The 25714-nt window shown below is 57.2% G+C and carries 20 protein-coding genes; 3 read left to right on the top strand and 17 right to left on the bottom strand.

What is annotated here, in order from left to right; genetic code table 11:
- Position 1: 1 nt before the first annotated feature.
- From AC5RE1_RS00515 to AC5RE1_RS00500, 4 genes are all read right to left on the bottom strand, one after another.
- Positions 2–706: a DUF3159 domain-containing protein gene (locus AC5RE1_RS00515; protein ID WP_006681573.1), complete on the bottom strand. Its 705-nt coding sequence runs from the start codon at positions 704–706 to the stop codon at positions 2–4.
- A complete protein-coding gene (locus AC5RE1_RS00510) occupies positions 703–915 on the bottom strand; it encodes a hypothetical protein (RefSeq protein WP_493938183.1) in 213 nt (70 codons plus the stop codon). The genes AC5RE1_RS00515 and AC5RE1_RS00510 overlap by 4 nt, the downstream gene beginning before the upstream one ends.
- Positions 916–1090: 175 nt before the next feature.
- A complete protein-coding gene (locus AC5RE1_RS00505) occupies positions 1091–1732 on the bottom strand; it encodes a DUF3710 domain-containing protein (protein WP_179370423.1) in 642 nt (213 codons plus the stop codon).
- Positions 1733–1741: 9 nt separating this feature from the next.
- Complete coding sequence (locus AC5RE1_RS00500; protein WP_006681576.1) at positions 1742–2044, bottom strand: DUF4193 domain-containing protein; 303 nt, start codon at positions 2042–2044, stop codon at positions 1742–1744.
- A 173-nt stretch (positions 2045–2217) separates the two neighbouring features.
- Between AC5RE1_RS00500 and sepH the strand changes: the two genes are divergently transcribed.
- Positions 2218–3372, top strand: coding sequence for a septation protein SepH (gene sepH, locus AC5RE1_RS00495; protein WP_006681577.1), 1155 nt, complete (start codon positions 2218–2220; stop codon positions 3370–3372).
- Positions 3373–3442: 70 nt separating this feature from the next.
- Here sepH and AC5RE1_RS00490 read toward each other — a convergent pair whose 3' ends face one another.
- Together AC5RE1_RS00490 and AC5RE1_RS00485 are read right to left on the bottom strand one after the other, a co-directional pair.
- Positions 3443–4582, bottom strand: coding sequence for an alkaline phosphatase family protein (locus tag AC5RE1_RS00490; protein WP_179370424.1), 1140 nt, complete (start codon positions 4580–4582; stop codon positions 3443–3445).
- Between the two features lie 5 nt (positions 4583–4587).
- Entirely contained in the window at positions 4588–5121 is a 534-nt protein-coding gene (locus AC5RE1_RS00485) for a DUF5998 family protein (protein ID WP_179370425.1), read from the bottom strand.
- Between the two features lie 68 nt (positions 5122–5189).
- Between AC5RE1_RS00485 and AC5RE1_RS00480 the strand changes: the two genes are divergently transcribed.
- Entirely contained in the window at positions 5190–7664 is a 2475-nt protein-coding gene (locus AC5RE1_RS00480; protein WP_179370426.1) for a DNA topoisomerase IV subunit A, read from the top strand.
- Positions 7665–7711: 47 nt separating this feature from the next.
- On the opposite strand, the gene AC5RE1_RS00475 is transcribed toward AC5RE1_RS00480, so the two are convergent.
- The 3 genes from AC5RE1_RS00475 to AC5RE1_RS00465 all read right to left on the bottom strand — a co-directional run bounded on the left by AC5RE1_RS00475 (position 7712) and on the right by AC5RE1_RS00465 (position 12094).
- Complete coding sequence (locus AC5RE1_RS00475; protein ID WP_179370427.1) at positions 7712–8752, bottom strand: GNAT family N-acetyltransferase; 1041 nt, start codon at positions 8750–8752, stop codon at positions 7712–7714.
- 83 nt (positions 8753–8835) lie between these two features.
- Positions 8836–9774 carry a GNAT family N-acetyltransferase gene (locus tag AC5RE1_RS00470; protein ID WP_179370565.1) on the bottom strand — a complete coding sequence of 313 codons (939 nt, stop codon included), beginning with the start codon at positions 9772–9774 and terminating at the stop codon, positions 8836–8838.
- Between the two features lie 217 nt (positions 9775–9991).
- Positions 9992–12094, bottom strand: a complete 2103-nt coding sequence (locus AC5RE1_RS00465; protein WP_006681583.1) for a DNA gyrase/topoisomerase IV subunit B — start codon at positions 12092–12094, stop codon at positions 9992–9994.
- A 172-nt stretch (positions 12095–12266) separates the two neighbouring features.
- Between AC5RE1_RS00465 and AC5RE1_RS00460 the strand changes: the two genes are divergently transcribed.
- Positions 12267–12488 (top strand): DUF7455 domain-containing protein, encoded by a 222-nt coding sequence (locus tag AC5RE1_RS00460; RefSeq protein ID WP_006681584.1) that lies wholly within the window; start codon positions 12267–12269, stop codon positions 12486–12488.
- Between the two features lie 144 nt (positions 12489–12632).
- Here AC5RE1_RS00460 and smc read toward each other — a convergent pair whose 3' ends face one another.
- The 8 genes from smc to AC5RE1_RS00420 form a co-directional block, all read right to left on the bottom strand.
- Complete coding sequence (smc, locus tag AC5RE1_RS00455; RefSeq protein WP_179370428.1) at positions 12633–16148, bottom strand: chromosome segregation protein SMC; 3516 nt, start codon at positions 16146–16148, stop codon at positions 12633–12635.
- A gap of 123 nt (positions 16149–16271) precedes the next feature.
- On the bottom strand, positions 16272–16724 hold the full coding sequence (gene ndk, locus AC5RE1_RS00450) for a nucleoside-diphosphate kinase (RefSeq protein WP_006681586.1): 453 nt from the start codon (positions 16722–16724) through the stop codon (positions 16272–16274).
- Positions 16725–16844: 120 nt separating this feature from the next.
- Positions 16845–17546 (bottom strand): dihydroxyacetone kinase phosphoryl donor subunit DhaM, encoded by a 702-nt coding sequence (gene dhaM, locus AC5RE1_RS00445; protein WP_285084473.1) that lies wholly within the window; start codon positions 17544–17546, stop codon positions 16845–16847.
- On the bottom strand, positions 17543–18175 hold the full coding sequence (gene dhaL, locus AC5RE1_RS00440) for a dihydroxyacetone kinase subunit DhaL (RefSeq protein WP_103633609.1): 633 nt from the start codon (positions 18173–18175) through the stop codon (positions 17543–17545). Before dhaL ends, dhaM begins: the two co-directional genes overlap by 4 nt.
- A gap of 8 nt (positions 18176–18183) precedes the next feature.
- Positions 18184–19176: a dihydroxyacetone kinase subunit DhaK gene (dhaK, locus tag AC5RE1_RS00435; protein ID WP_179370431.1), complete on the bottom strand. Its 993-nt coding sequence runs from the start codon at positions 19174–19176 to the stop codon at positions 18184–18186.
- Between the two features lie 95 nt (positions 19177–19271).
- Positions 19272–20939 carry a bifunctional folylpolyglutamate synthase/dihydrofolate synthase gene (locus AC5RE1_RS00430; RefSeq protein WP_219585796.1) on the bottom strand — a complete coding sequence of 556 codons (1668 nt, stop codon included), beginning with the start codon at positions 20937–20939 and terminating at the stop codon, positions 19272–19274.
- A gap of 138 nt (positions 20940–21077) precedes the next feature.
- Positions 21078–24356, bottom strand: coding sequence for an isoleucine--tRNA ligase (gene ileS, locus AC5RE1_RS00425; RefSeq protein ID WP_493938182.1), 3279 nt, complete (start codon positions 24354–24356; stop codon positions 21078–21080).
- Positions 24357–24702: 346 nt separating this feature from the next.
- Positions 24703–25581 carry a DUF4349 domain-containing protein gene (locus AC5RE1_RS00420; protein ID WP_493938181.1) on the bottom strand — a complete coding sequence of 293 codons (879 nt, stop codon included), beginning with the start codon at positions 25579–25581 and terminating at the stop codon, positions 24703–24705.
- Between the last annotated feature and the right edge of the window lie 133 nt (positions 25582–25714).

The raw sequence follows: 25714 nt of genomic DNA, 5'->3' as shown, positions 1-25714 counted from the left end.
GCTACGAGGCCTGGGCTGGATGCTCATCCGCCTTTGTTGGAGAGAACGGTTTTAATCCCATCCAGGTGAGCCATGTGACGAGGGCAAAGAGTGGCAGTCCTAGGACAAGCTTCGCGATACCTAATGGGCCAACCATGTGAGCAAGCCATAGGGGAAGCTCAATGCCAAGACGTAGTGCGAAGAGCCCTGTCCAAAGCCACGTAAGAAGAAGGCCTCGACGCTTAAGGCCGGCCCACTCTTCTTTGCGATACCAGTCAGCTTCCAGTTCCCAGAACATCCCAGCGCCCCGGGAGACAAGTGGCTTTCTTACGACGATCGACGCAAGGAAGCCAACAAGGAAAGCTGCCGAGGTGATCAGGCCCCACGTGTAGAAGTTTTCTCCCCTGCCCGAAGCAAGAGCCCAGACCACGCCGATTCCTACACCGATGACGCCTGAAAGCGATTGCGTCAGTGGCTGACGCTGAACAAGACGGATGCCAACGGCGAGTAGCGCAACGACACCCGCGACGACCGATGCGCCGACGACCGAGTGGAAAATGATGAAAACGACAACGAAGAGAAGGGCTGGCACTACGGATTCAGTGAGTCCGCGCCAGCCTCCGACCGCCTGGGTAAAAGAAAACGATTCTTCGTTGAGTTGACGCGTCCAGGTCGGACCAGACTCGGTCACGCCAGTGGATTCATCGTGTTCATCTAAGGCGCTCACATACTCTCCGAAGCGATGATGCGGTAGAGCGGATTGATGATTGTCAGCACGTCTCCTTGCATTCCTGCTGTGCCTTCAACCTCAATGTGTTCGCCGACTTTCAGCCCCGGAATTGACATGCGTCCCGGCCATCTCAGTTCAATGGAGGCCGTCCCGTCATACAGGGTTCCAACCAGCATGAAATGTGATCCTTCAGGCGGGTAGGTCATTGACATGAGCGTGCCAAAAAGCGTGACGTGTTGACGATTGTGAACGTCACGAATTGGAGTGGTTCCACGGCGCGCTCGCCTCCGTTCCTCATCCAGAGCCTCGTCTTTTTGACGACTGTCCGTCGAGAAATGTTGTGCGAGTGCGCTCCAGAAGCCTGACGTACGCGAACTGTGTTTAGACACGAGGAATCTCAACTTCTTCGTTCGGAAGGTGAAGAGGAAGCAACCCAAGGCGAGGGCGTGGCTGATCGTCGCGAACGACAACGATTCGGTCAATGATCGACTCGAAGTTTTTGCCTGCCTCATCGCTCAGAGCCGCAGGGCCAAGAATGTCAATGCGCGCAAACCAACGGTCGCCTTCACGTCCGATGATCCTCATCCGCGAGGTCCCCTGCCGGCCATCCGGAAGGGAGACTGGAATATCAGCTTGGAGCTCAGTCCCGTAACGCGTATCGCGATCAATGACTGTTGCAGAATCCTTCAGCAATCCGGCACGGATCTCTTCGCGGATTTCATCCCACACGCCACCGCTTCGAGGTGCTGCAACAACAGAAATCTGCAGACCGGAGTCTCCGATAACAATTAAAACCTTGAGAACGGAGTGACCGTCATCGCCAACCTGGGTACGCAACTGGGCACCGGGGACGGCTGGAAGAAGCAAGGAGCCCATATCGATGTAGCCGTTGGACGTATCGCACTCGCCAACCGAGCGAGGGCCCGGCAAATCAAGCGGGTCAACGGTTTCTTCAGGTGCTGCCTGCGCTCCAAGCTCGGGAATATCGGTTGCTTCAGCCTTTTTCTTTCGAGAGAAAAACAAGATAGCGCCTCAGCCCGCGCACTCGGTGCACACCGGCAGACCAGCGTCGTCAACGTAGGCGAGCTGAGAAGCGTGGTGGACGAGGAAGCAGGACGAGCAGGTGAATTCGTCATCCTGACGGGGAATAACGTGAACGGTCAGTTCTTCCTTCGACAGGTCAGCACCGGGGAGCTCAAAGTTCTCAGCTGCTTCGGTCTCGTCTTCTTCGATTTCAGCGGAACCAGCGTCACCTCGACGCGACTTCAGTTCCTCGATTGAATCTTCGGCAACATCATCGTCATTCTTACGAGGTGCGTCGTAATCGGTAGCCATGAGTTTCGTCCTTCGGGCGGGTTATTTCATGATCTGATCATGAACTGTATCGGCGGAGGGAATATAACACTGTTAAGAGACGAATGCCACCACTTAGGACTTTGCGGCGCGTTCAATCACGATTAGTGCCTACAGTTTGAGAACATTTCGCTGATGAACTGTAGGAGGTGCTCATGATCGAGCTCGATTTGCTCGGTATCGGCGCAGACGGCGAAACGCTGGTCTTTACCGATCCAAACGGGGAACGCTACCAAGTCTCTATTACTGACGAGCTTCGCGGATCAATCCGTCGTCATCGTATGCACCTCGAGCCAGCACCCAGCCCAGCGCGTCAGCAGATCTCTCCCCGCGAGATTCAGAGCCTGCTCCGTGCCGGCGCTACTCCCGAAGAAATCGCCACATCCCACGCATGCGATATCGAGATGGTGCGTTCCTTCGAAAGCCCCATCCAGGCTGAAAAAGAATACGCACTCCAGCGCGCGCAGAATATGCGCATTGGCTCGGTAGCGGACGGCCCGAAGATGGGTGAGCTTGTCATTGATCGATTGGCCGCACGCGGTGTTGATCCGTCAACTTTGGAATGGAATGCAAGTCGCGAAGGTGCTGGCCCCTGGCAGATTTGCTTGACGTTCATCCAGTCGGCGTCAGAACACGCCGCCAATTGGCTGTTGCCGAAGACCGGTCCTCTTGAAGCTATTGATCAGGAAGCCCAGTGGCTGACTGAAACCCAGTCGTCGACTCCTGCGGCTTCAATCTTCACTCCCCTGCAGCCGAACGCACCCGATGCGTTGGATCCTGCAGACCTCGAAGAAGTTCGCGCACGTGAAGCGATCATTGATCAGTTGAATGCGAGCCGCGGAAAGCCTCAGGACATCGAGTATGACCTTGATGACGAGGATTTTGACCCCGAAGAGTTCGAACAGGCCACGCTGACCGATTCTTCAATTTCGGCTCGCATCTATTCCTTGGCACATGCTCGCACGAAGGAAGAGGAAGAGGTCCCTTCGCAGAACTCCGAGTTCCCTGTTCTCGATGCACTGTCCGCATCGACGCCGATCCCGAGCGCGTCTACTTCTTCACCAAAGGACAAGGAAGCTCCCAACTCGAAGACCCAGGACACGAAGGTTCCTTCTGCAAAGAAGACTGCGCCCGCGAAAAAAGCGTCCACCGATTCGGATGCTGATTACGATGACCAGTCGTTGCCAGGTCTTGAAAACCTTGTTGAAGAGCCTCATTCTTCAGCGCCAGCTAGCGCGAAGAAGTCGAAGTCTCGTCGTCGTTCTGTTCCCAGTTGGGACGAGATCGTCTTCGGTTCAAAGTCGAAGTAGTCGTTTTCAAACGAGAAACCCACGACACATGATGCTCGTGAGTTTTTCGTTTTTTGCTGACGGCTCGGGTTCAGGAAAGCCGGATCAGCGGAATTCGCATTTCAGCTTCGGTCAGGGAACCGTGGACTCCAGGCATCGCGATCATTTCCGGCTTTTGTGATCTGGAATCAACGAGGCCTGCGCGTCCATTAAAGAACGCGATACCCGCGCCAATTTCGCGATTACCTGGGCCTTCACCCAAGAGGCTCGCAGATTCATCGCAACCGAGTACCCACGCGACGTCGTTCAGTTCATGCTTCCAACGGTCAATCACTTCGGATTCACGGCCAGCTTCGGTATGAATGTGAACAGCGCGTGTTTCTCCGGCAAGGATCCGTACACCGTCGGCAAGATCTGGACGATCCGCAAGATCAATCAACGCACCATGGTCAATATCGATCATGCCGTGGTCAGCAGTCAGCACCGTACGCACGTTGCGGGGCAGGCTAAGAAGCAGGCGCCCCAATCCAGCGTCGAAGGCTTCAAGAGCATCGGACCATTCCCAAGAGCTCACTGCATGCCCATGGCCCGTATGGTCGATTTCTGACCAGTAGAGGTAGACGACCTGCGTGCCTTTCTTGAGCTCTCGCAGAGCCGCACTGGCGCGCTCATCCCAGGTTTTGCCAGCCACGTGGCGCGCGCCCCTTAAGGCAGCCTTCGTCAAGCCCGAACCAGCGAACGTCGGCGGAGAAATAACTGCGGACTTCACCCCCTGCTGACTGAGGCGCTCAAAGTAAGTCGGACATTCTTGCCATGCCAGAGGATCTGGACCATTCTCAAACGCCAGAAGATTCATCACCGAATCCCCCCGGGCAACCGCATAGCCCACCATCCGCGTCTTCCCAGGCTTTTCCCCCGTTCCAAAAGAGGTAATCGCAGCGACTGTCGTCGACGGCGCGATCGTGTGAAGGTTCCCAATGTCATCGCGCACCGACCGCAAAGTCGACGCGTGCCCAAGGTGAGACATCAAAGGAACATAGCCCAAGCCATCGACCAAGATGATCAGGAGCTGCCCTTCTTCACGGTCAAGCGACAAACGAGCCCGAGCGGCCTCGTTCCCCAGAGGCAGACCGGCACATGCCAAAGCTGCACCAAAAACATCAGCCAAACACGGGTCAGCCTGCGAAGGCACATCTGCCCATGCGGGAACCGAAACGGGTGAAGTGGCCATGGCGATCAGTGGTGAGCTCGAGTAGCAGATGAAAGCAGATCCACGAACTGCCTGGCTTCAGTCATTGCATCCACGCCATCAGCGTCGACGCTGATACGGAAATTCAAATCATCGGGGAAAGATGCGACCGTGTAACCGTGTTCCGCTGTGCACGAGGGATCGCCACATTGAGCGGGCTCAACTTCGCTACGACGCATTGCCCCCAGATCAACCGAGATGGTCAGCTCCGCAGGAAACATCGATGTCATCGCCTCACGGTAGACCTCAATCGACGACACCGTCCCCAAACGCGAAAGAGGGAAGATCCCCGTGCCAACGGAGGCTCCGCCATCTTCGAGTTCATCAACATGCATATGAATCAGCACGCTGTCAGTCAGAGTCGCCAATGACAGGTGGCGGAAAACCGACCCCTGATCAAAAGCAGCATCCACCTGGCAAAGAGTGGCGCGTGGCGTCTGACCACCCAACGCGCGCTTCAAAGATGCGGTAACAAGCTGGGGGAAAAAGCCCGTTCGATTGATTCGATCCCATGTGTTCACCCTCTAATTGTGCCCGCGTTCGGCGTGGGAGTCGAACAGAGTTTCTTTCGCCCGTGATAATCGCGAATATGGCTAAGAAGGACCTCGTAGAACCACTGCCCGTTGCGGACGAAGACATCAGTGAAATCAATGTCTCCGAAGAGATGCGAACCTCCTTCTTGGAATACGCCGTCTCTGTCATCTACGCTCGCGCACTCCCAGACGCACGCGATGGCCTCAAGCCCGTGCAACGACGCATCCTGTTCCAGATGGATCAGATGGGACTTCGCCCCGACAAGGGCCACGTGAAATCCCAGCGTGTTGTCGGCGAGGTTATGGGTAAGCTTCACCCGCACGGTGACTCGGCAATTTACGAGGCTCTTGTGCGCCTCGCTCAGCCGTTCAACCTGCGTCTTCCCCTAGTCGACGGACACGGCAACTTTGGCTCTCTTGATGACGGCCCCGCAGCCGCGCGTTACACCGAAGCCCGTATGGCTCCCTCCGCGTTGGATCTTGTCACCGGTTTGGATGAAGACACGGTTGAATTCGTGCCGAACTACGACAACCAGTTCATGCAACCCGAGGTACTCCCAGCGGCATTCCCCCAGCTTCTGGTCAACGGCGCTTCCGGTATTGCTGTTGGTATGGCAACGAATATTGCCCCGCACAATCTTGCTGAAACAATCGCAGCGTCCATTCATCTGATTGAGCATCCGGATGCCACCGTCGCCGACCTGATGCGTTTCGTGCCCGGGCCTGACCTGCCTGAAGGTGGCGTCATCGTCGGACTCGATGGAATCAAAGACGCCTACGAAACTGGTCGCGGTGCTTTCAAGACTCGCGCAAAGGTCGGAGTCGAACGCGTCAGCGCACGCAAGATGGGGTTGATCGTCACCGAACTGCCCTACATGGTCGGCCCCGAAAAGGTCATCGAAAAGATCAAGGAAAACGTTAACGCCGGGCGGCTGAAGGGTATTTCGTCGGTTCAGAACCTGACCGACCGTATCCACGGCCTGCGTTTGGTCATCGAAATCAAGAACGGTTTCAACCCCGAAGCGGTCCTGCAACAGCTGTACAAGCGCACACCTCTTGAAGATTCCTTCTCGATCAACGCCGTTGCCCTCGTCAATGGTCAGCCTCGTACCCTCGGTTTGAAAGACATGCTGAGCGTATTCGTCAACCACCGTCTTGACGTGACAACGCGACGCACGAAGTTCCGTCTGGGTAAGGCTCAGGATCGCCTTCACCTGGTTGAAGGTTTGTTGATCGCAGTCCTCGATATTGATGACGTCATTGCGATTATTCGTTCGTCTTTCGACGTGGAAACCGCTCGCGAACGACTGAAGATTGCCTTCGACCTGACCGATATTCAGGCGAACTACATTCTGGAGCTCCGCCTGCGTCGCTTGACCAAGTTCTCGCGCATCGAGCTAGAGAACGAACGCGATGAACTCCAAGCAACGATCGCACACCTTGAAGAGATTCTTTCCGATCCGGTGATGTTGCGAGGCCTGGTCATCTCTGAGTTGCGCGATGTTGCTCAGCGTCTGGCTACTCCCCGGCGGACTCTGCTGCTGTCGTCTGCCGGAGCCGAATCGGGGAACGAGGCGACGAGTGGCGCCGCCTTGGCTGCTACGTTGCCGGCCACATCGAAGTCCGGCAAGGGAATGGACCTGCAGATCCCTGATGACCCGTGCGTCGTTGTGCTGTCATCGAACGGTGGTCTGGCTCGAATTGAAGGCGGAGACCCGCTAGAACCGGGGCCTCGTGCCAGCCACGACGGGTGGATAGCACAATTGTCGTCGACCGCACGTTCTCAGATCGCGGTTGTTACAGCAGACGGTGTTGCTCACCGCATAGAGGTCGTGGACCTACCCGCGCTCCCCCGCTTCGATACAGGATTGTCGCTGGCCGCAGCCACGCCCGCATCTCTGCTCTTGCACACGAATTCTCCCGCGATCGGTTTGCTTGATCCCGCATCAGACCAGGTGTATGCGATGGGTACTGCCCACGGCACCGTGAAGCGCTTGAAGCCGGATGTACTTGCCCGTGACGAATGGGAAGTCATCACACTGGATGACGGTGATCGTCTAGTTGGTTTCGGACCGTGTGCCGACGACTACGATCTTGTCTTTGTTTCAACCGACGCGCAGCTTCTTCGTACGCCGGCATCGAAGGTACGACCGCAGGGTCGCACCGCCGCTGGTATGGCTGGTATGAAGCTTAACGATGGTGCCCAAGCACTCGGATTCTGGGCTCTGTCAGTATCATCAGACTCCTTCGTCGTCACCGTCGCAGCAGCTGAAGGAGCACTGCCGGGAACGGGTCAGACGACCGCTAAGGTAACTCCGCTGGAGCTCTACCCGGTCAAGGGTCGCGGTGGTCAAGGCGTCCGCGCCCAGCGTTTCCTGCGCGGTGAGGATCGCATTGACTTGGCGTGGGTGGGTGACCGTCGACCTCGAGGCGCCTCAGCTGATGGCTCCCCCGTTGACTTGCCCGACGTTGACGAACGTCGCGATGGGTCAGGTACTCCCGTGGTTCTTCCAATCACCCTCATCGGCTAAGGCGCTACAACGGTTCGCGCCGGCGCGAAAGTGCCGGCGTGGCCTCGTCACACATCGATCGCGTACAAGCGCGTCTGACCCACCGTCGCAAAACCCAAATAATCGTAGACGGCAAGCGCTCTGGAATGATTCGCGCTTCCGAGCCCAGCGCCGATACGATCCATCCCATCGGCTGCCATCGCGCGCATCGACGACGTAATCAGGGCATCGACGGCGCGATCCGAACGCGCCTCTTCCAAGACACCCATCTGGTCGATATAGCCTTCGCGCCAACCAAGAGCAGCCCAGTCCTGGACGTACTTCGAGGCAAGAAGGAAACCAACCACGCACGGACGGTCACCCCTGCGGTCCACGGCAACGAACGACCACTGCGGGACGAAAGAAGTACGTCCCATCAGCCACTGTTCACGAGTGAGGGCAGGACTACCCCACTCAATCTCGGAGAGCCGATTCGCGGCGTGACGCGCCGGTTCATCCCACTCATCCGACCAAGGTTCAATCGTCAAATAACGGCCAAGATCCGGAGTCGGAGGAATCTGGGACAGATCCGCGCGAAGTTCATAGTACGAACGGGTCCAGTGGAAGCCACGCAACTGAAGCTGCTCTTCCAGCTCATTTTCACCCGCCTCGACAAGCATGGTGATCTGAGCCGGCGCATCCGTATCCGCTGTAGCAAGCATCTGACGCGAAACTGCTTCCTGCCATTCAACCAGCGAACTGCCCAAGCCAATGCGACGGAACGACGGGTCAACGCCTCCGTCGCACAGGCACTCCACACGACCACTCTGGCGCATTGCAACGCGACCGTAAGCGACCATGCGTCCCTTCGCGATACCACGAGTCGTCATACCGGCCAGCCCACGCCAGCCTTCAGCCGACAGCATCTCTTCGACTTCGTCGACACTGGTGCGATATGGAGGATTATCCTGCGCTTCCATGCGCGCAATCAGCGTCGCCAATTCATGCAGGCGATTCATGCTGAGCTCTTCCCAGACAATCCCATGATGGGACGGCGGGAATGGCACGTCGTCGGATGCGCCTGTACGACGAGCCAGCGGGATTTCACCCGTCAACGCATTGTCAGCCATGCGCGTCCTTTCTTGTCAACACCAGATTGTGAGATATTCACGTCCCCGTATTCGCCCACGGGCACGCTAACCCGCAGGACACCTTATTGGTCAATCGAATAGAAAACCTGCGCGGGCCCGTCAAGGAAACCGAGGTGCTCGTAGATGGCATGGGCATTCGACGTATTCTTCGTATCCACATCCAATCCGATCCTGGACATTCCCGATTCAGCGGCCGCCGCCACCGCTGCACCAATCAACGCGGTTGAAAGCCCGTGCCCACGATGCGATTGATCAACGGCCAGAAGTTCCGCGTATGCCTCTGTCTTACCGGTCGCGGCCCACCGTTCAACGGGGCGTCCCACGACGAAACAGCCAGCCAGCTCACCCTGCTCAGATACTGCTCCGAACGACCAGCGAGGATCCAAATGCGAGGTAGATTCTTCCCACCAGGCCTCGTGCAAGTAGGGCAGGGTGTGCTCAGCGAAAGAACGCAAGTACAGTGCTTTCGCGCTCCCCATATCAACATCGGACCACGGAATGATCGAATAGCCGTGGCGAGGCTTCCGAGCCTTTTCAGCCCCTAGAAGCTCGCGGTACATCACTTGGAACGTAGCCTTCGCGTAGAAGCCCGCCGCAATATACAAACGACGACGATCCGTCATGTGGGCATCAACGACGTTGAAAATTGATGCGGGGACCTTCGAGTCCGCTCCGAATGTTTCGACCAGCATTTGACGGGCACGGCCATCTTGCCAGTAGAGGAGAGCTCGGCCCAATCCACGTCCACGCCAATGCGGATGAATGTAGGCGTTGACCTCGGCGGCAGCATGATCTGAGAGCGAAGTGAGGACTCGAACGGCTGCGACTGCGCAAATACGATTGTCTGAATCGATACCGACAAGCGCATCGATCCAGAAATCTTGCGTGCGACCTTCCACCATGTCGGCGATGTCGGATGCACTCATACGATGATGCATCTCATCAGCAGCCTCAACCTGACGAATCACGTCATAAACACCCGGAGCGTCGGAGGCGATCATCGAACGCCACCTCAATCCGATGTGGGTGCCCGGATACGAAACTGAGGCTGGTGGCTTCAAACGTTGCGCAAGTCCAGTCATAGATCCTAGTGTACGTGCGCATCGGGTCTTTGGTCACATACGTGGGAAGGTTCTGCGCTAGGTCTCAGCGGCCAGGTGTTCAATACACACGGTGCGAAAAGACGAGGCCCAACACGGATGGGGCGACAGGGAGTTTTCAGGCGTCGATGCGCATGCGGTCGATGCCAGAGGATCCTTCGACAATGAAATCCTTACGCGGTCCCACCGTGGAACCCATCAACAGTTCGAACACATCTTCTGCTTCGCGCAAAGCGTCTTCATCATCAAGGGTGATGCGTCGCAAGGAACGATGCGCGCGATCCATGGTGGTTTCAGCCAACTGGTCCGCGTCCATCTCACCCAGGCCCTTGTAGCGCTGGATCGGTTCTTTCCATGTCCGCCCCGCCTTACGCAGTTGAGCAAGCTTCTTGTGGAGTTCATCTTCGGAATACGTGTAAATCAGTTCGCGAGGCTTGCGTCCCTTAGCGCTCACTTCAATGCGGTGCAACGGTGGAACAGCAGCGTAAATTCGGCCAGCTTCGACCATGGGGCGCATATAGCGGAAGAACAGGGTGAGCAACAACGTGCGAATATGCGCGCCATCGACGTCAGCATCGGTCATCAAAATAACCTTGCCGTAGCGGGCGGAATCAAGATCGAAAGTTCGACCTGATCCTGCACCAATGACCTGGATAATGTTCGCGCATTCCGCGTTCGCCAGCATATCCGCTGTCGATGCCTTTTGGACGTTCAGGATCTTGCCTCGAATCGGGAAGAGCGCCTGATACTGGCTGTTGCGTGCCGCCTTTGCCGTGCCCAGTGCCGAGTCACCCTCGACGATGAACAGCTCGGTTTCTAAGACATCTTCCATTCGGCAGTCTGCGAGCTTCGCGGGCAGAGAGGATGTTTCAAGCGCATTCTTCTTACGCGAAATTTCCTTGTGAATACGCGCTGAAACACGCGCTTTCATTTCGCCGACAACCTTTTCCATCAACGAAGACGTCTGCTGTTTGTCGTCGCGCTTTGAGGAATTAAACTTCGCATTCAGCCAGTCGGTGACAACGCGAGACACGACCGTACGGACTTGTGGTGTACCCAGGATTTCCTTGGTCTGCCCCTCAAACTGCGGTTCGGGGAAACGGACGGTGACAACGGCAGTCAGACCCGCTTGGACATCATCCTTTTCGGGACGCCCATCTTTGGTACCCACCTTCAACTTGCGCGCGTTCTTATCAATCTGCGCGCGCAACACCTTCAAGACAGCCTGCTCGAAACCGGCAACGTGTGTGCCACCCTTCGGGGTCGCAATAATGTTGACGAATGACTGCAGTGAAGTATCGTAGCCAATCCCCCATCGCAAGGCGCAATCCACCTGGCACGTGCGTTCCACTTCGGTCGCAGCGAGGTGACCCGTTGACGGATCGAGTGCCTGAACGGTTTCGGTGAAGGTTCCTTCACCTTGAATATGCCACGTGTCAGTCACAGGACCATCGCTGGCCAGCCAGTTCGTAAAGTCAACGACGCCACCGTCGTAGCGGAATGACTCGTGAAGCTCTTCTTCTGCGCGCTCATCCCAGCAGTTGATGGTCAGGCCGGGAACAAGGAACGCGGTCTGGCGTGCACGCGCACACAAAGCTTCCCATGAGAATCCTTCGGTTGACGGGAAGATCTGAAAGTCAGCCCAGAAACGCACGCGTGTACCGGTGACATTCTTCTTTACCTTGCCAACGGTTTTCAGCTGTGAAGATTCTTCAAACGGAGTGAACGGTGAATTCGGGGTGCGTTGCTTCGAATCGTCGAATTCGCCGGGCTCACCGCGACGGAAACACATTTCCCATGTCTTTGAGCCGCGGTCAACCTGCACGTCAAGACGCGCGGACAGCGCGTTCACAACGGACGCACCCACGCCGTGCAGACCACCCGATGACGCATAGGAACCGCCACCGAACTTACCGCCAGCGTGAAGCTTCGTGTACACGACCTCGACGCCTGACAAACCGACACCGGGGACCTCGTCAACCGGAATACCTCGACCGTTGTCAGCCACCGACGCAGAATAGTCAGGGTGCAGGCGCACATTGATCGTGTCGCAGTGACCTTCAAGAGCCTCGTCAACGGCATTGTCGATAATTTCCCAGAGACAGTGCATCAAACCGCGGTGGTCCGTGGAACCGATGTACATGCCGGGGCGCTTACGAACAGCTTCCAGTCCTTCAAGGACGCTGAGGTGCCGTGCCGAATAGTCAGATGAAGAAGTCACCCGCTTATCTTAAAGAATCATTGAATGAGCGCCATTTCACCTCGCCGTATTCTTCCAGATGACGCGTGTTCCACTTGCTCGCATGATGAGCACACTCGCGTACGGATTGCGCCGAGGGTGAACAATCGCTTTTGAACGCGACATTACCGACTCTTTAGTGTGTGATTGAAACATGACAACGCTTTCACTTCAGCCAGAAACCTCAACGGCCCCGGTTCTCAACGCCGCCGACCGTTGCGACAAGTGTGGCGCGAAGGCGTGGCTGCGTGCCACGATGCCATCCGGCTTCCAACTGTTCTTCTGCGCTCACCACGCGACGCAAAACCTTGACGCCCTTATGCTGTCGGGCGCCTCGATCCTCGACGAACGTCACTTCCTGAACAAGGACAACTGATCATCTGCTGTCTCGGTTCTCTTTGACCACGCCACAACTACTGAATAGACAATGGGTACGCCATCTGGCGTACCCATTGTCTTTGTTATCGCGCGGGCAGAAAACATAAAGATGCGGACACGGGTTTCTCACACTAACACGGCATTATGAGCGCGCAAGACGCTGGGAAACAACTCCTGTCACACCATCACGCATCGAGACGCCATAGAGAGCATCGGCGATCTCCATAGTGCGTTTCTGGTGTGTGATCACGATCAGCTGAGATTCTTCACGTAGTTCTTTAAAGATTGCCAGAAGACGCGACAAGTTCACGTCGTCGAGTGCGGCTTCAACTTCGTCCATCACGTAGAACGGAGATGGACGAGCTTTAAAGATCGCGACGAGGAAAGCAATAGCTGCGAGTGAGCGTTCACCACCCGACAGCAAACTCATTCGCTTGACCTTCTTGCCGGCGGGGCGAGCTTCAATTTCAATGCCCGTGGTCAAAGGCGAATCTGGGTCGGTCAAAATCAGATCACCTGTACCGCCGGGGAACAAAACGTCAAAGGTGTGCGCGAACTGTTTCTTCGTGTCTTCAAATGCGGAAACGAATGCTTCTTCAACCAGTCGATCCACATCGGTAATGATGCTCATCAGATCGGCTTTTGATTCTTTGAGGTCTTTTACCTGTTCCATCAAGAATGCATGACGAGCAGCCAGAGCATCGTGTTCTTCCAAAGCCAGGGGGTTCACGCGCCCCAGGCGCACCAGCTCGTTTGAAGCTTTCTCAAAAGCCTTTTCTTGTTCGCTTCGAACAAAAGGCTGGCCTTCTTCGCTGACTTCTTCATCCGGGTCCGATGGGAAAACGGGTACCAGGGTATGGGGTCCGTATTCTTCAATCAAAGTGTCAGCATCGAGCGCAAGCTCTTCCATTGCTCGACGCTCAACATCACTCGCTTGCAATTCCAGTTGAGTGCGCGCAATTTCGTCACGTTGAACCTCGCCAGTAACGTCGGCTAGGCGCTTCATTTCTTCATCCACGGCCAAGCGCAGGGCACCAACGCGCTCATTTTCCTGCCGAGTTTCTTCAGCAACCGCCGTCTGGCGGGCCGAGGCGATAGCAAGCAGCTGGGCAGCCTCGTTCACTGCCTGACGCGCGTCGGCCTCAATCTCCGTTGCAGCACGCAACGCAACCTGGCGTTGAGCTTCGCGCTTCGCATAACGGCCACGCTCTTCGCGCTCTTTTGCGGCTGCCTGGCGAAGGTTTCGGGCACGCGCGCCAGCCTGCCTGGATTGTTCTTCTAATGCTCGCAATGCCAGGCGCGCTGAGGTTTCCGCTTCACGGGCTTCTTTCGCCGTTCTGGCAGCACCCTCAGCTTTATCGCGCGCTGCGTCGACGTCTTCAGAGGGACTCTCCGACAGTGTTTCGACTTTCGATCGCGCTTCTTCAAGGCGTTCTTTAGCCCATTCGACATGATCCTCGGCACGTTTGAGCGCTTCTCGTCCACGGCCTACCTCAGCTTCACTGGCTGCGAGCGCGGACTGGAGTCGCGCAGTCTTTTGAGCGCGTTCAGCCTGCAGGGCGTCGTGGGCACGCAGAGCTTTCAGGGCTTCGTTCGCTCCGCGTATTGCCAGGTCCAGCGCAGTATTCGCTGCCGTGAGTTCATCAGAGAGGGCGTCGCACGTGTGTTGTGCTGCCTCGGCCTTCGTAGCGGCTGCTTCGTGTTGGGCTTTGATGGCAAGTAATGAGTCGGCTGTCTGTCCGGCTGCTATAACACCTGAACGAGTCACCATTGTTCCGCTCAATGTAACGGCAACGTCCACTGTGTCGATCGCAATGCCACGTTGGGCAGCATCAAGATCGTCGGCAACTACTGCGCCACAAAGCAAGGCTGAAACGCTCGCTGCGACTTTCGGGTCTGGTGTCACGCACTCTCGCGCCCACGTCAGGCCCTCGGGTAGTTTCTGCTTGGCAGGCGCGACCTCGTCCCCATTCGCGATCATCATCCGTAACTGGCCACTATTGGACTCCTGGGCGTCGCGCGCTTGAGTGAGCGCAGAATCCAGGGAATCCATGACGACGGCGTCCGCAAATGGGCCAAGTAGCGTCGCGATCGCGTTCTCGGTTCCTTGGCGGGCGTTCACGAAATCCTGGACGGCACCCAGCACGTGGTCACGATCGAGCAGGTGAGCCGTGTCATCGTCACGCGCAAGAAGCTGGGTCAGGGCATCACGACGCGCTTCCCAGTGAGCACGATCGGCGCGAGCTTCGCGTTCAGCGGCAAGGAGGGCATCAACTTTTGCTCGTGCCTGATCACGATGGATGCCCGCCTGCGCATGCGCGCGACTCACATCGAAATCGCCACCCGATTCTTCGGGCGCGTCCTCAACGGCTTTCTTCGCTTCTTCAGCTCGCGCGAGTGCAGCTTCGAGCGCGCTACGAGCACGACCGGCTTCCGCTTCACCGGCTTCCAATCGGGCGTGAGCACTCCCAACATCACCCGTCAGGCGCGCCACTTTCTCACGATGGTCAGCGACGAGTGCGTTGACCCTGGCGAGTTCTTTGGCTGCGCGTTGATCTTCGTCTTCCGCTTGTTCCTTGGCGCGTACGAGGCTACTTAATTCACGTTGGGCTTGCTGAACACGCTGGAGAAGGTCCCCGTCCTCATTCGAAGCAGCTAATGCCCTCTGGTCCAAGACATCCGGGTCTTCACCCGTCGGTGTAGCTTCGGGGCGCGAATACTGTTTGACGCGCTCGGCAGAGATTGCGAGCGTCGTCTTCGCACGCTCATGGACGCTGGTCGCTTCCTGCCAGACTCGCGTCACGTCATTCGCATTGCGAGCGCGAGCTTCTTGATTGCGTTCGCTTTCCTCAATTGATGCCCGCAGATCCGCAATCTTGGTTTCATGCGCACGCTTCAGCTCTTCGAGACGGGTATCAATATGCGACTGACGTTCAAGCTTCTCGCGCACGTTCACAAGATCGTCGGCGAGCAAGCGAGCTTTCGCGTCTCGCACTCGTGCTTGGATCAACGAGGCCTTGCGCGCCTGCTTCGCTTGGCGCGCAAGAGGACCCAGCTGGCGTCGGATCTCTTCAGTCAGGTCCAGAACACGCACGAGATTCTGATCCATGTCAGCGAGCTTCTTCAGCGCACGCTCTTTACGCCGGCGATGCTTCAGCACACCGGCAGCCTCTTCAATGAACCCGCGACGATCTTCCGGGGTTGCTTGAAGGATCGAGTCGAGGCGCCCCTGCCCCACGATGACGTGCATCTGACGTCCCATGCCCGTATCGGACAGCAATTCTTGAATATCAAGCAGTCGAGCAGGTGAACCGTTAATTGCGTATTCGGAGCCCCCACCGCGGAACAGTGTCCTGGTGATCGTTACTTCCGTGTATTCGATGGGAAGAGCGCCATCTGAGTTATCGATTGTCAGATCAATCTGCGCACGTCCTAAAGCCGGACGTCCCGATGTGCCGGCGAAAATAACGTCCGACATGTTAGAGCCACGCAGGCTCTTCGCGCCCTGCTCGCCCATCACCCAGGCAAGTGCATCCACAACGTTCGACTTACCCGAACCGTTCGGACCCACGACACAGGTGATCCCGGGTTCAAGCTTCAACGTCGTCGTAGATGCGAAAGACTTAAACCCGCGTAGCGTCAGGTTCTTTAAGTGCACGGGTCAAGGATACGTGGAAACTGTGGGAAGAATAAGAAAAAGTGGCGCCTGCAGATGCAAACACCACTTTTTCATAATGTCATGCGTGCTCCTCGGACAGGTTCACGCTCATACACGATAGTCTCAGCAACACAGTTCAGGGAACCACAGTGCGATCTCACGCTCAGCAGAAGTCGGGGAATCTGAACCGTGAACAACGTTCTCCACGTGGTTCGAACCCCAGTCGCGTCCAAGATCGCCGCGAATAGTTCCAGGAGCAGCCAAGGTCGGGTTTGTTGTGCCCATGAGAATACGCATACCCTCAATCACGCGGTCACCTTCAACCACGACGGCAACGAGCGGGCCCGAGCTCATGAAATCAACCATTCCGTTAAAAAAGTGTTGCTCACGGTGCTCCGCGTAGTGCTCTTCAAGGAGTTCCCTAGAGGCCTTCTTAATCTTCAGGCCCTTCAGGACATAGCCCTTCGCTTCGATGCGACGCAGAACCTCTCCGGTCAGACCGCGAGCAAACCCATCGGGCTTGACCAGGATCAGAGTGTGTTCCTTATTCGGGTCGAGCAGATCAGGAGTTGGCATTCGCCCTCCTTTCATTACACGTTGTTCAAGGAATCAATATCGTAACCGATGATCGCATCATCGTTCACACGACGTGGCTGTGGCGGTACTCGGATGAATATCCACCACAGCCACACCGCATCACGAAGCGTTTTCGATCATCTCTTTGAGAGCAACAATGCTCTCAGCTGCCTGCGGACCAGTAGCCCGCAGTTCAACCGTTTCGCCCTGCTTCACACCGAGAGCCATGATTTCAAGAACGGAAGCGGCATCTGTTCCATTCACAAGAATCTCGGCATCAAATGTGGCTGCAAGACGAGCCAGAAGAGCTGCCGGACGAGCATGCAGACCAACCGGATCAGCAACAACTGCCGTGTCCGTGACACCATCGGTTGGAGCTGAAGAAGTCTGGCGATCCTGATGCATAGAGTGAAGCTCGATCATTGGTCCGATCGCATTACGCGCAGCATCGGCAACGTCATTCAGGCAATCACCCAATTGAGCGCGCACCGCAGCCGCGACAGCACCCTCAACAAGCGGAGCTTCAATGAACTTCAGATGATCGGGATCGTCGGCAAAATCCAGAACCGATTCAACCGTCATCGTGGCTGAACCAAGATCTGTCAGGATCAAGACACCTGCACCATCGCCATCGCCAACCTCATCGAGGCAGGCGCTGACAGCAGCGTCAATCTTGTCGAAGGACGTACCGATCCCGCCCTCATCAGTACCACCCGCGGCTTGGAAGAAAACCTCGGGAGCCATCTGCTGGGCAAGTTCGACTACGCCACGAGCCAGAAGATCCGAATGGCTTGCGATGACAAATGCAACGCGCGCCATCATTCCTCCTCAGCTGCTTCAAGCGCCTTCGCAAGGATGATCGCGGACGACATAGCACCCGGATCAAGATGTCCCTTGGAACGCTCTCCCAGGTAGGAAGCACGACCCTTGGTTGCCTGAAGAGGTTCAGTGGCAAGAGCACCCTTATGAGCGGCCTCGGAAGCAACCGCCAGAACCTGTTCAGGTGTGGCGCCAGATTCTGCAGCAGCCTTAGCTGCGTCATACGCCGGACCCCAGGCATCGACCATGGTCTTCTCGCCACGCTCTGCCTTGCCACGAGCCTGAATGCCAGCGAGAGCACCGCCGATCAGGGCAGCAACAGCTTCAGCGGTCAGAGGTTCGTCGACAGCAACCTTTGCTGCGCGCAGGAAAGCTGTTCCGTACAGAGGACCAGCAGCCCCACCGACCGTCGACATCAGAGTCTTCGCAACGATCTTCAGGCAGTCCTGAACGCTAGTCGGAGGCGTTGCTTCGAAGGCTTCCATGACTTTGCCGAACCCACGATCGAGGTTCTCACCATGATCACCGTCGCCGATCTGGCGGTCCAGATCGATCAAGTATTCACGCTGAGCACCAATCTCTACGCGAGTAAGCGCAATCCAGCGCATTGCCCATGCAGTATCTAGCGCCATCTAGTCCCTCACTTCCATGCCGGTGTTGCCACCGGCGCATCGAACAGTTCAAGCATTTCGTCATCCACACGGAGCAGGGAGACAGAAACGCCAGGCATTTCAAGGCTGGTCACGTAGTTGCCCACCATTGTGCGAGCAATCTTAATGCCGTCTGCTTCCAGCAGCTGAGCCAGTCGACGATGGCAAATGTAGAGCTCGGACGAAGGTGTGCCACCCATTCCGTTGACCAGGGTGATCACACGCTGGCCCTTTTCAAGCTTCAGGTCATCACGAACCTTGATATAGAGCTCTTCCACCAGTGCGTCAGCGGTTTCCATCTTGCCTCGACGGTAACCGGGTTCACCGTGGATACCGATACCGAGCTCGATCTCGTCTTCGCCAAGATCGAAGGAGGGGGTGCCTGCGTGAGGAACCGTGCACGGGCCAAGTGCGAGGCCCATGGAACGCATCTCGTCGTTCACACGCTGAGCGATTTCGGTGACCTTGTCAAGGTCGTCGCCACGTTCTGCAGCTGCACCGGCAAGCTTCTCAACAAAGACGGTGCCGGCAACACCACGACGGCCTGCAGTGTACAGCGAGTCTTCGACCGCGACGTCATCATTGACGACAACGGAACGGACCTCGATGTCTTCCATTTCAGCCATTTCGGCGGCGGTCTCGAAGTTGAGGACGTCGCCGGTGTAGTTCTTCACGATGTGCAGGACGCCTGCACCGTGATCGGCAGCCTTTGTGGCTTCGAGGATCGGATCCGGGGTCGGGGACGTGAAAACGGCGCCAGGAACGGCAGCATCCAGCATGCCCAGGCCGACAAAGCCTGCGTGCAACGGTTCGTGACCAGAGCCACCACCGGAAACCAGACCGACCTTGCCGTTAGCCTTCGGGGTTGCGCGGGTAACGAAATCGGGATCGAGGTGAACCTCCACCATATCCGCATGCGCCAGAGCAAATCCTTCGAGGGTTTCCTTGACGACGTTGTGGACGTCATTGACCAGCTTCTTCATCGTGCCTCCTTGCATCAAAACAGAGCGGTCATGCTCTGGGACTATGGTGCCACGACTTTTGCTACTCGACTAGCAAAAAGACGGCTCGCTGCCCCCTATGGACGAATGCCAGCAAGATCAAGCATGTGGCCTGCAAGAACGACCGAGCCAAAGACGACCACGCCGCATTTGTCTGCGGGGTCAGTGGTGGCTTCAGCAAGTGTCGCCGCACGATCGACCGCTTCGCCAAGATTGTCGCGTACTTCCACCCTGTCTTCACCAAAGACATCGATTGCAATTTCGCGCAATTGCTGGATATTCGCAGCACGTTCGCCGGGCATTTCGGTGATGACAATCGAATCCAGATGCGGTTCCATTTCGGCCAGAACGGACTCGATGTCCTTGTCTCCCATCGCCGAATAGACGCCGACAACGTGAGCGAATGCGAAGGAATCGTCAAGCGCATCGGCAAGGACGCGAGCACCTGCGGGATTATGTGCAGCGTCGACAAGAATTGTCGGGGATGTGCGCACAACCTGCAGGCGTCCCGGCGAAGTCGCCGTCATCATGCCATTTTCGACGATCTTCGCATCCAAGGCGCGACCGCCCATGAACGCTTCGACACCAACCAGAGCTGCCGCGGCGTTGTGAGCCTGATGTTCGCCAAAGAGCGGAACGAAAACGTCAGTATAGGTGGCGGAAGGAGTGCGGACAGTAACCAGCTGACCGCCAACACCCATCTGGCGATCAAGGAGCTCGAAGTCTCGGCCTTCAAGGCGGACGATCGCATCGACTTCGCGGGCGCGGTCCAATAGGACCTCTAGTGCTTCTTCGGGTTGCTCGGCGATCACGACAATCTGACCGGGCTTGATAATCCCGGCCTTTTCTTCTGCGATTTCACGGATCGTGGAGCCCAGCCACTTCGTATGATCCAGATCGATCGGCATGATCACAGAAACGCCGGCCTCAATGAGGTTCGTGGCATCCCACGTTCCACCCATGCCGACCTCGATAACGCCAGCATCGACCGGGTGATCCGCAAACGCTGCCAACGCTAGAGCAGTAAAGACCTCAAAAAACGACAGGCGTACTCCTCCGTCAGCAACCGACTTCGTGTCGACCATCTCGACGTAGGGCGCGATATCGTTCCAGGCTGCGATAAAGGCTTCGCGGGAAATTGGTGCGCCTTCGATACTTATTCGCTCACGCACATCAATCAAATGCGGAGACGTAAATCGTCCGACGCGCACGCCGAACGCAGTCAGCACCGCATCGATCATGCGTGCGGTCGATGTCTTGCCGTTCGTACCCGTAATGTGCACGGTCGGGAATGTATTCTGCGGATCGCCCAGGATATCGAGCAGCATCCGGATGCGATCCAAGCTCGGCTCAATGTCGTGTTCGGGTGCGCGCTCGACGATTGATTCGTAGATCTTAGCCACCGCAGCATCCAGCTCAACCGAATCTGCAGCCTTCGCGAGAGCTTCTTCGTGTTCTGCGCGCGCTGCCTCGGCGTCGTCGGCGAAGTCTTCGTCGATATCGCCTTCCAGCTCGGCGAGAATCGAAGGATCGGGGCCAAGTAGCAAGGAGGATTCGACGAGGTTCCGCAGAGCAGTTTGCAGTTCAGCCTCTTCGGCATCTTGCCCGTGATCCGTTCCGTCAGTCAATGCCACCTCATCGGGCTCGTCAGCCGCTTCAAGGTAGGGAATCAGATCCGCAGGGATTGAGCCTGCAACCGCTTCTTCCTCGCTATCGCCAAAGAATGCGGAGTGATCGTTCGACATGAGGGCCTCCAGAGCACATGTTGCCCGGCGCATCGAAAGTGCGCGCAGTTAAAAAGCGACCCGCCTATTTTATACGGTTCGGGGCTGGGAGCACTTCGTAGTGATGTGATCCCAGCCCCGAGTCACGCGATCAAATGATCAGTGCTTTGCGACGCTCACCGTGAGCTTCTCGCCGGCTTCCACGTTCACCTGAAGGGCGAGCGTTTCGTGGGCGATCATTTCAGTGTGCGCGTTCACGGCGTCCACGCGATCAGTAGGAACAACGAGGTTCAGCGTGATGCGGTCAGCAATATGCAGGCCGGCGTTCTTACGCTCATCCTGCACGGCGCGGATCACGTCACGTGCGTAGCCTTCAGCTTCCAGCTCCGCGGTCAGCTCTGTATCAAGCAGGACCACCGTGCCATTGCTCATGACGTCCGCCGCCTGGCCTTCTTCAGCGTCCACGGTGGTGGCCACTAAGAACTGCTCGCCGGTCAGAACAACCGGCTGGCCATTAAGCTGGACGGTCGCAAAAACACAGCTACCGTCTTCGTTCACGGTCCACTCGCCCGACTTCTGCGCCTTGAACAGCAAAGACGTCAGCTTACGGAGCTCGGGAGCAAAGGCGCGCGGGTTCAGCGACAGTTCGATGTTCGCACGCAAACCGGATTCTTCCGGCGTTCGGAAGCGAACGTCCTTGACGTTGACCTCGGATGCAACAAGGTCAGCGAACTGGCCGAGCGCACCCGCCTGCTCAGAGACGATCGTCATGCCGGCAAGTGGCTGACGAACGCGCAGGTGATGGTTCTTACGCAGGGCGTGTGCCGTCGACACAACGTCGCGGACCTCGTCCATTGCGGACACCAGTGCGTCGTCAGCAACCAGATCCGAGATCACCGGGAAGTCAACCAGGTGGACAGACTCACCACCGGTCAGACCGCGCCAGATTTCCTCGCTGAGCAACGGGAGTAACGGAGCTGCAATCTCAGACAGACGGACAAGAGCGGTGTACAGCGTGTTGAACGCAGCCGAATCCTCCTCCCAGAAACGCTGGCGCTGAGTACGCACGTACCAGTTCGTCAGAACATCCAGGTAATCGCGGACGTGCTCGCATGCCTTCGCGATGTCATACCAATCCAAGTCAGCCTTGACATCGGCTGCGAGCGAGCGCGTGCGTGCCAGCAGGTAGCGGTCCATCTTCGACAAGCTGGAAACCACCGCTTTGTCGTTGAGGTCCCAGGCCGTGGCCTCGTACCCCTTGCCCCCATTCGCTGCCCCCGCGTACAGAGTGAAGAAGTAGTAGGTATTCCAGATCGGCAGTAGCACCTGGCGAACCGTGTCACGGATACCCGTGTCGGTCACTATGAGGTTGCCACCGCGGACGACAGGCGAGCTCATGAGGAACCAACGCATCGCATCCGAACCGTAGGTGTCGAACACGCCGTTGACGTCCGGATAGTTGCGCAGGGACTTGCTCATCTTGCGGCCGTCATCACCCAGAACGATGCCATGCGAGACAACGTTCGTGAACGCCGGGCGGTCGAACAGAGCGGTCGCCAGGACGTGCAGGGTGTAAAACCAGCCACGCGTCTGGCCGATGTACTCGACGATGAAGTCGCCCGGGTAGTGCGACTCGAACCATTCCTGGTTCTCGAACGGGTAGTGAACCTGCGCGTACGGCATAGAACCAGACTCGAACCAGCAGTCGAGAACGTCCGGGATACGGCGCATCATCGACTTGCCCGTCGGATCATCCGGGTTCGGGCGAACCAGCTGATCGATGAACGGGCGGTGCAGGTTATCCACCTTCACGCCGAAGTCGCGCTCAAGTTCCTTAAAAGAACCGTAGACGTCTTCACGCGGGTAGTTCGGGTCATCTGAACGCCAGACCGGGATCGGCGCACCCCAGAAGCGGTTACGCGAGATCGACCAGTCGCGAGCGCCGGCAAGCCAGTTTCCGAAGATGCCGTCTTTGGTGTGCTCAGGAACCCAGGTGATCTCTTGGTTGAGTTCGACCATGCGATCACGGATAGCGCTGACGCGCACGAACCACGAGGACACAGCCTTGTAGATCAGCGGCTTACGGCAACGCCAGCAGTGCGGGTAGGAGTGAACATACGACTTCTGCTGAACCAGAACGGCACGCTTTTCTTCGGGAACGCGGGCCAGCGGACCAGTACCATCGCGCAGGTCAACGGTGATCGGCTTATTCGCATCGAACACCTGCATGCCCTGGTAGTCGGGAACTTCAGACGTGAAGCAACCGCCTTCATCCACCGGGATGACCGGTAGGATTCCGCGTTCCTGGCAGACGAACATGTCGTCTTCACCGAATGCGGGTGCGATGTGGACCAGGCCGGTGCCGTCTTCCGTCGACACGTAATCGCCGGGGATGATCGTCCAGCCGTCCGGGCCGGGAGCCGCACCCTTGGCGCGGTGATCGGCGTTGTCGAAATAGTCGAAGATCGGGAAGTAATGCTTGCCCGCAAGCTCGCTCCCCTTGAAGGTCTTCACGATCTGCGGTTCTTCGCCCAGTTCCTTCGCGTATGCGCCAAGACGCCCCTGAGCGACAACGACATCCTGGCCGGCAACCGGGGACTCGAGGTCAGCCGGAACGCGCACGACCACGTAGTCGATGGTCGGGCCAACGGCGACAGCTTCGTTCGACGGCAAGGTCCACGGGGTCGTAGTCCAGATCAGGACCAGTTCACCCTTGTCAGAGCCCTCAACAAGAGGCTCTTCGAGGCGCATACCAACGGTGACCGTGTTGTCTTGACGATCCTGGTAGACATCGTCATCCATCTTGAGCTCATGGTTGGACAGCGGGGTACGGTCGTGCCAGCAGTACGGCAGAACGCGGTGGCCCTGGTAGGCAAGATCCTTGTCATAGAGAGTCTTGAATGCCCAGATGACCGACTCCATGTAGTTCGGGTCGAGCGTCTTGTAGTCGTCGGAGAAGTCAACCCAGCGAGCCTGGCGGGTGACATAGTCTTCCCACTCGTTCGTGTAACGAAGAACAGACGAACGGCAGGCCTCGTTGAACTTCTCGATGCCGAGGCCACCTTCGCGGGTGATCTCAGTGACATCTTCGATGCCGAGGATACGCTGCGCCTCGAGTTCAGCGGGCAGACCGTGCGTGTCCCAGCCGAAACGGCGTTCAACGCGGTGGCCGAGCATCGTCTGGTAGCGACCAACAATGTCCTTGACGTAGCCGGTCAGAAGGTGACCGTAGTGCGGAAGCCCGTTGGCAAAGGGTGGGCCGTCGTAGAACACGAACTCGTTCTGACCGCCTTCGCCAGCAGGGCGCGCCTCAATGGACTTACGGAAGGTATCGTTATCGGCCCAAAAGGCCAGGGTTTCGCCTTCCATCTGCGGGAAGGACGGGCTTGCGTCCACCTCGTTGTCGCGGTGACGCGGGTAAAAGCCGTGCTTCGTCATTGTTGTCCTCGTCTGTTCGATTCACAGGGACGAGGACCAGCTTCACTGGGACCCGCGGTACCACCCCGCTTGCTCTACCACCCCGATGCGTGCGCGCCGCAGGAGCAAAGCCGCTTCTTTTATTCGCTGTAACGGGCTCACCCGTTCGGTTCTACTGTGGGCGCACTGCGAGCGCGCCCGGTTCTTCCGAAAACTCCCCGGTGATACCCCGCGCCGTGTGGCGCAGGCCGGATCAACGTTGGTGTTTATCGTAGCTGAAATTACGACTGAGAGCCGAGCCAGCCCACGTGGCTTGTCCCTCACATCCCTCCGGCGAGGGATCAACGTCAGCGGTTAGTCTTCCCGGTCACATGTTGCGTGCGACCAGCGTATTCGTTGCCTGAGCAACGGGATCACCCTGAGCCTCGGGCTCAGTTTCCGTAGACATGGTAGGCGTTGCCTCCCCTCGCGCGCGCCGGCGAGCCCTTCTACGGCGATGTAGCCACACGAAAAATAGCGTGATCGGAATAATCACGATAAGCCACGGGACAAACATGATCAGTCCATACACAAATCCTGCGATTCCCTGAGAGAACGCCTGCCAGGATTCTTCCCATGCCGAGCTTGAGGGAACCGGAGTGATCGCTGTCGAACGGAAAGAAACCTCAAGAGTTGAATACGACACTTGGTCGGAATACCAGGCGCGCTGCGCTTTCAGACTGTCGAGTTCTTCCTGACGACTTGTGAGTTCGCGTTCTGCTTCCAAGAGATCCGATGTAGTCTCTGCCTGATCGATCAAAGTGGTAAGGCGGGCGATGGATGCTTTCAACGCTGTGATGCGAGCGTCAAGGTCAGCGACTTCAGCCCCCGCATCGGCAGTATCAGTCGATTGATCAGTGACCTTCCCCAATTCTGCAAGCTTCTGACGAGTTTCTTCGAAGCTATTTGCTGGGATCTTGAATGTTGCGTTGCCCCACGGTGAATCCGATTCTCCCTTCAGGGAAGAATGAGCAACTGAGCCACCCGCTTCAGTGACGATAGTGGAGGCATGAGCTAACGCTTCAGCGGGATCAGCAACATCGAGGCTCATATTACCGGTGACGATCACTTGAGCTTCAACCGTTGTTCCTTGCGATTCTCTGTTCGAGTCATACGAAGAGTCAGAGTCTGAGTTACTCGCCTCGCTCGAAGAGGTGCCATACTCGTAATTCTGACCCACGGGCGCCCCACTGGAGTCAGAACTCATCGTTGAGCTTGCGCAACCGGCTAAAAGCAGACTTGTTATCGCTACAAGGGCGGTGGCGACTAATGGCTTTCGCGTTGTCTGCGAGGATCGGACAAAACGGGGGGGGCATGACTCCTCCTTAGCGTCGTGTGGT

It is taken from the genome of Actinotignum sp. usb-actsch-rep-73 (assembly GCF_059082735.1).
Note: the sequence above shows the minus strand (reverse complement) of the source record. Positions and strands in the feature narration are given on the sequence as shown.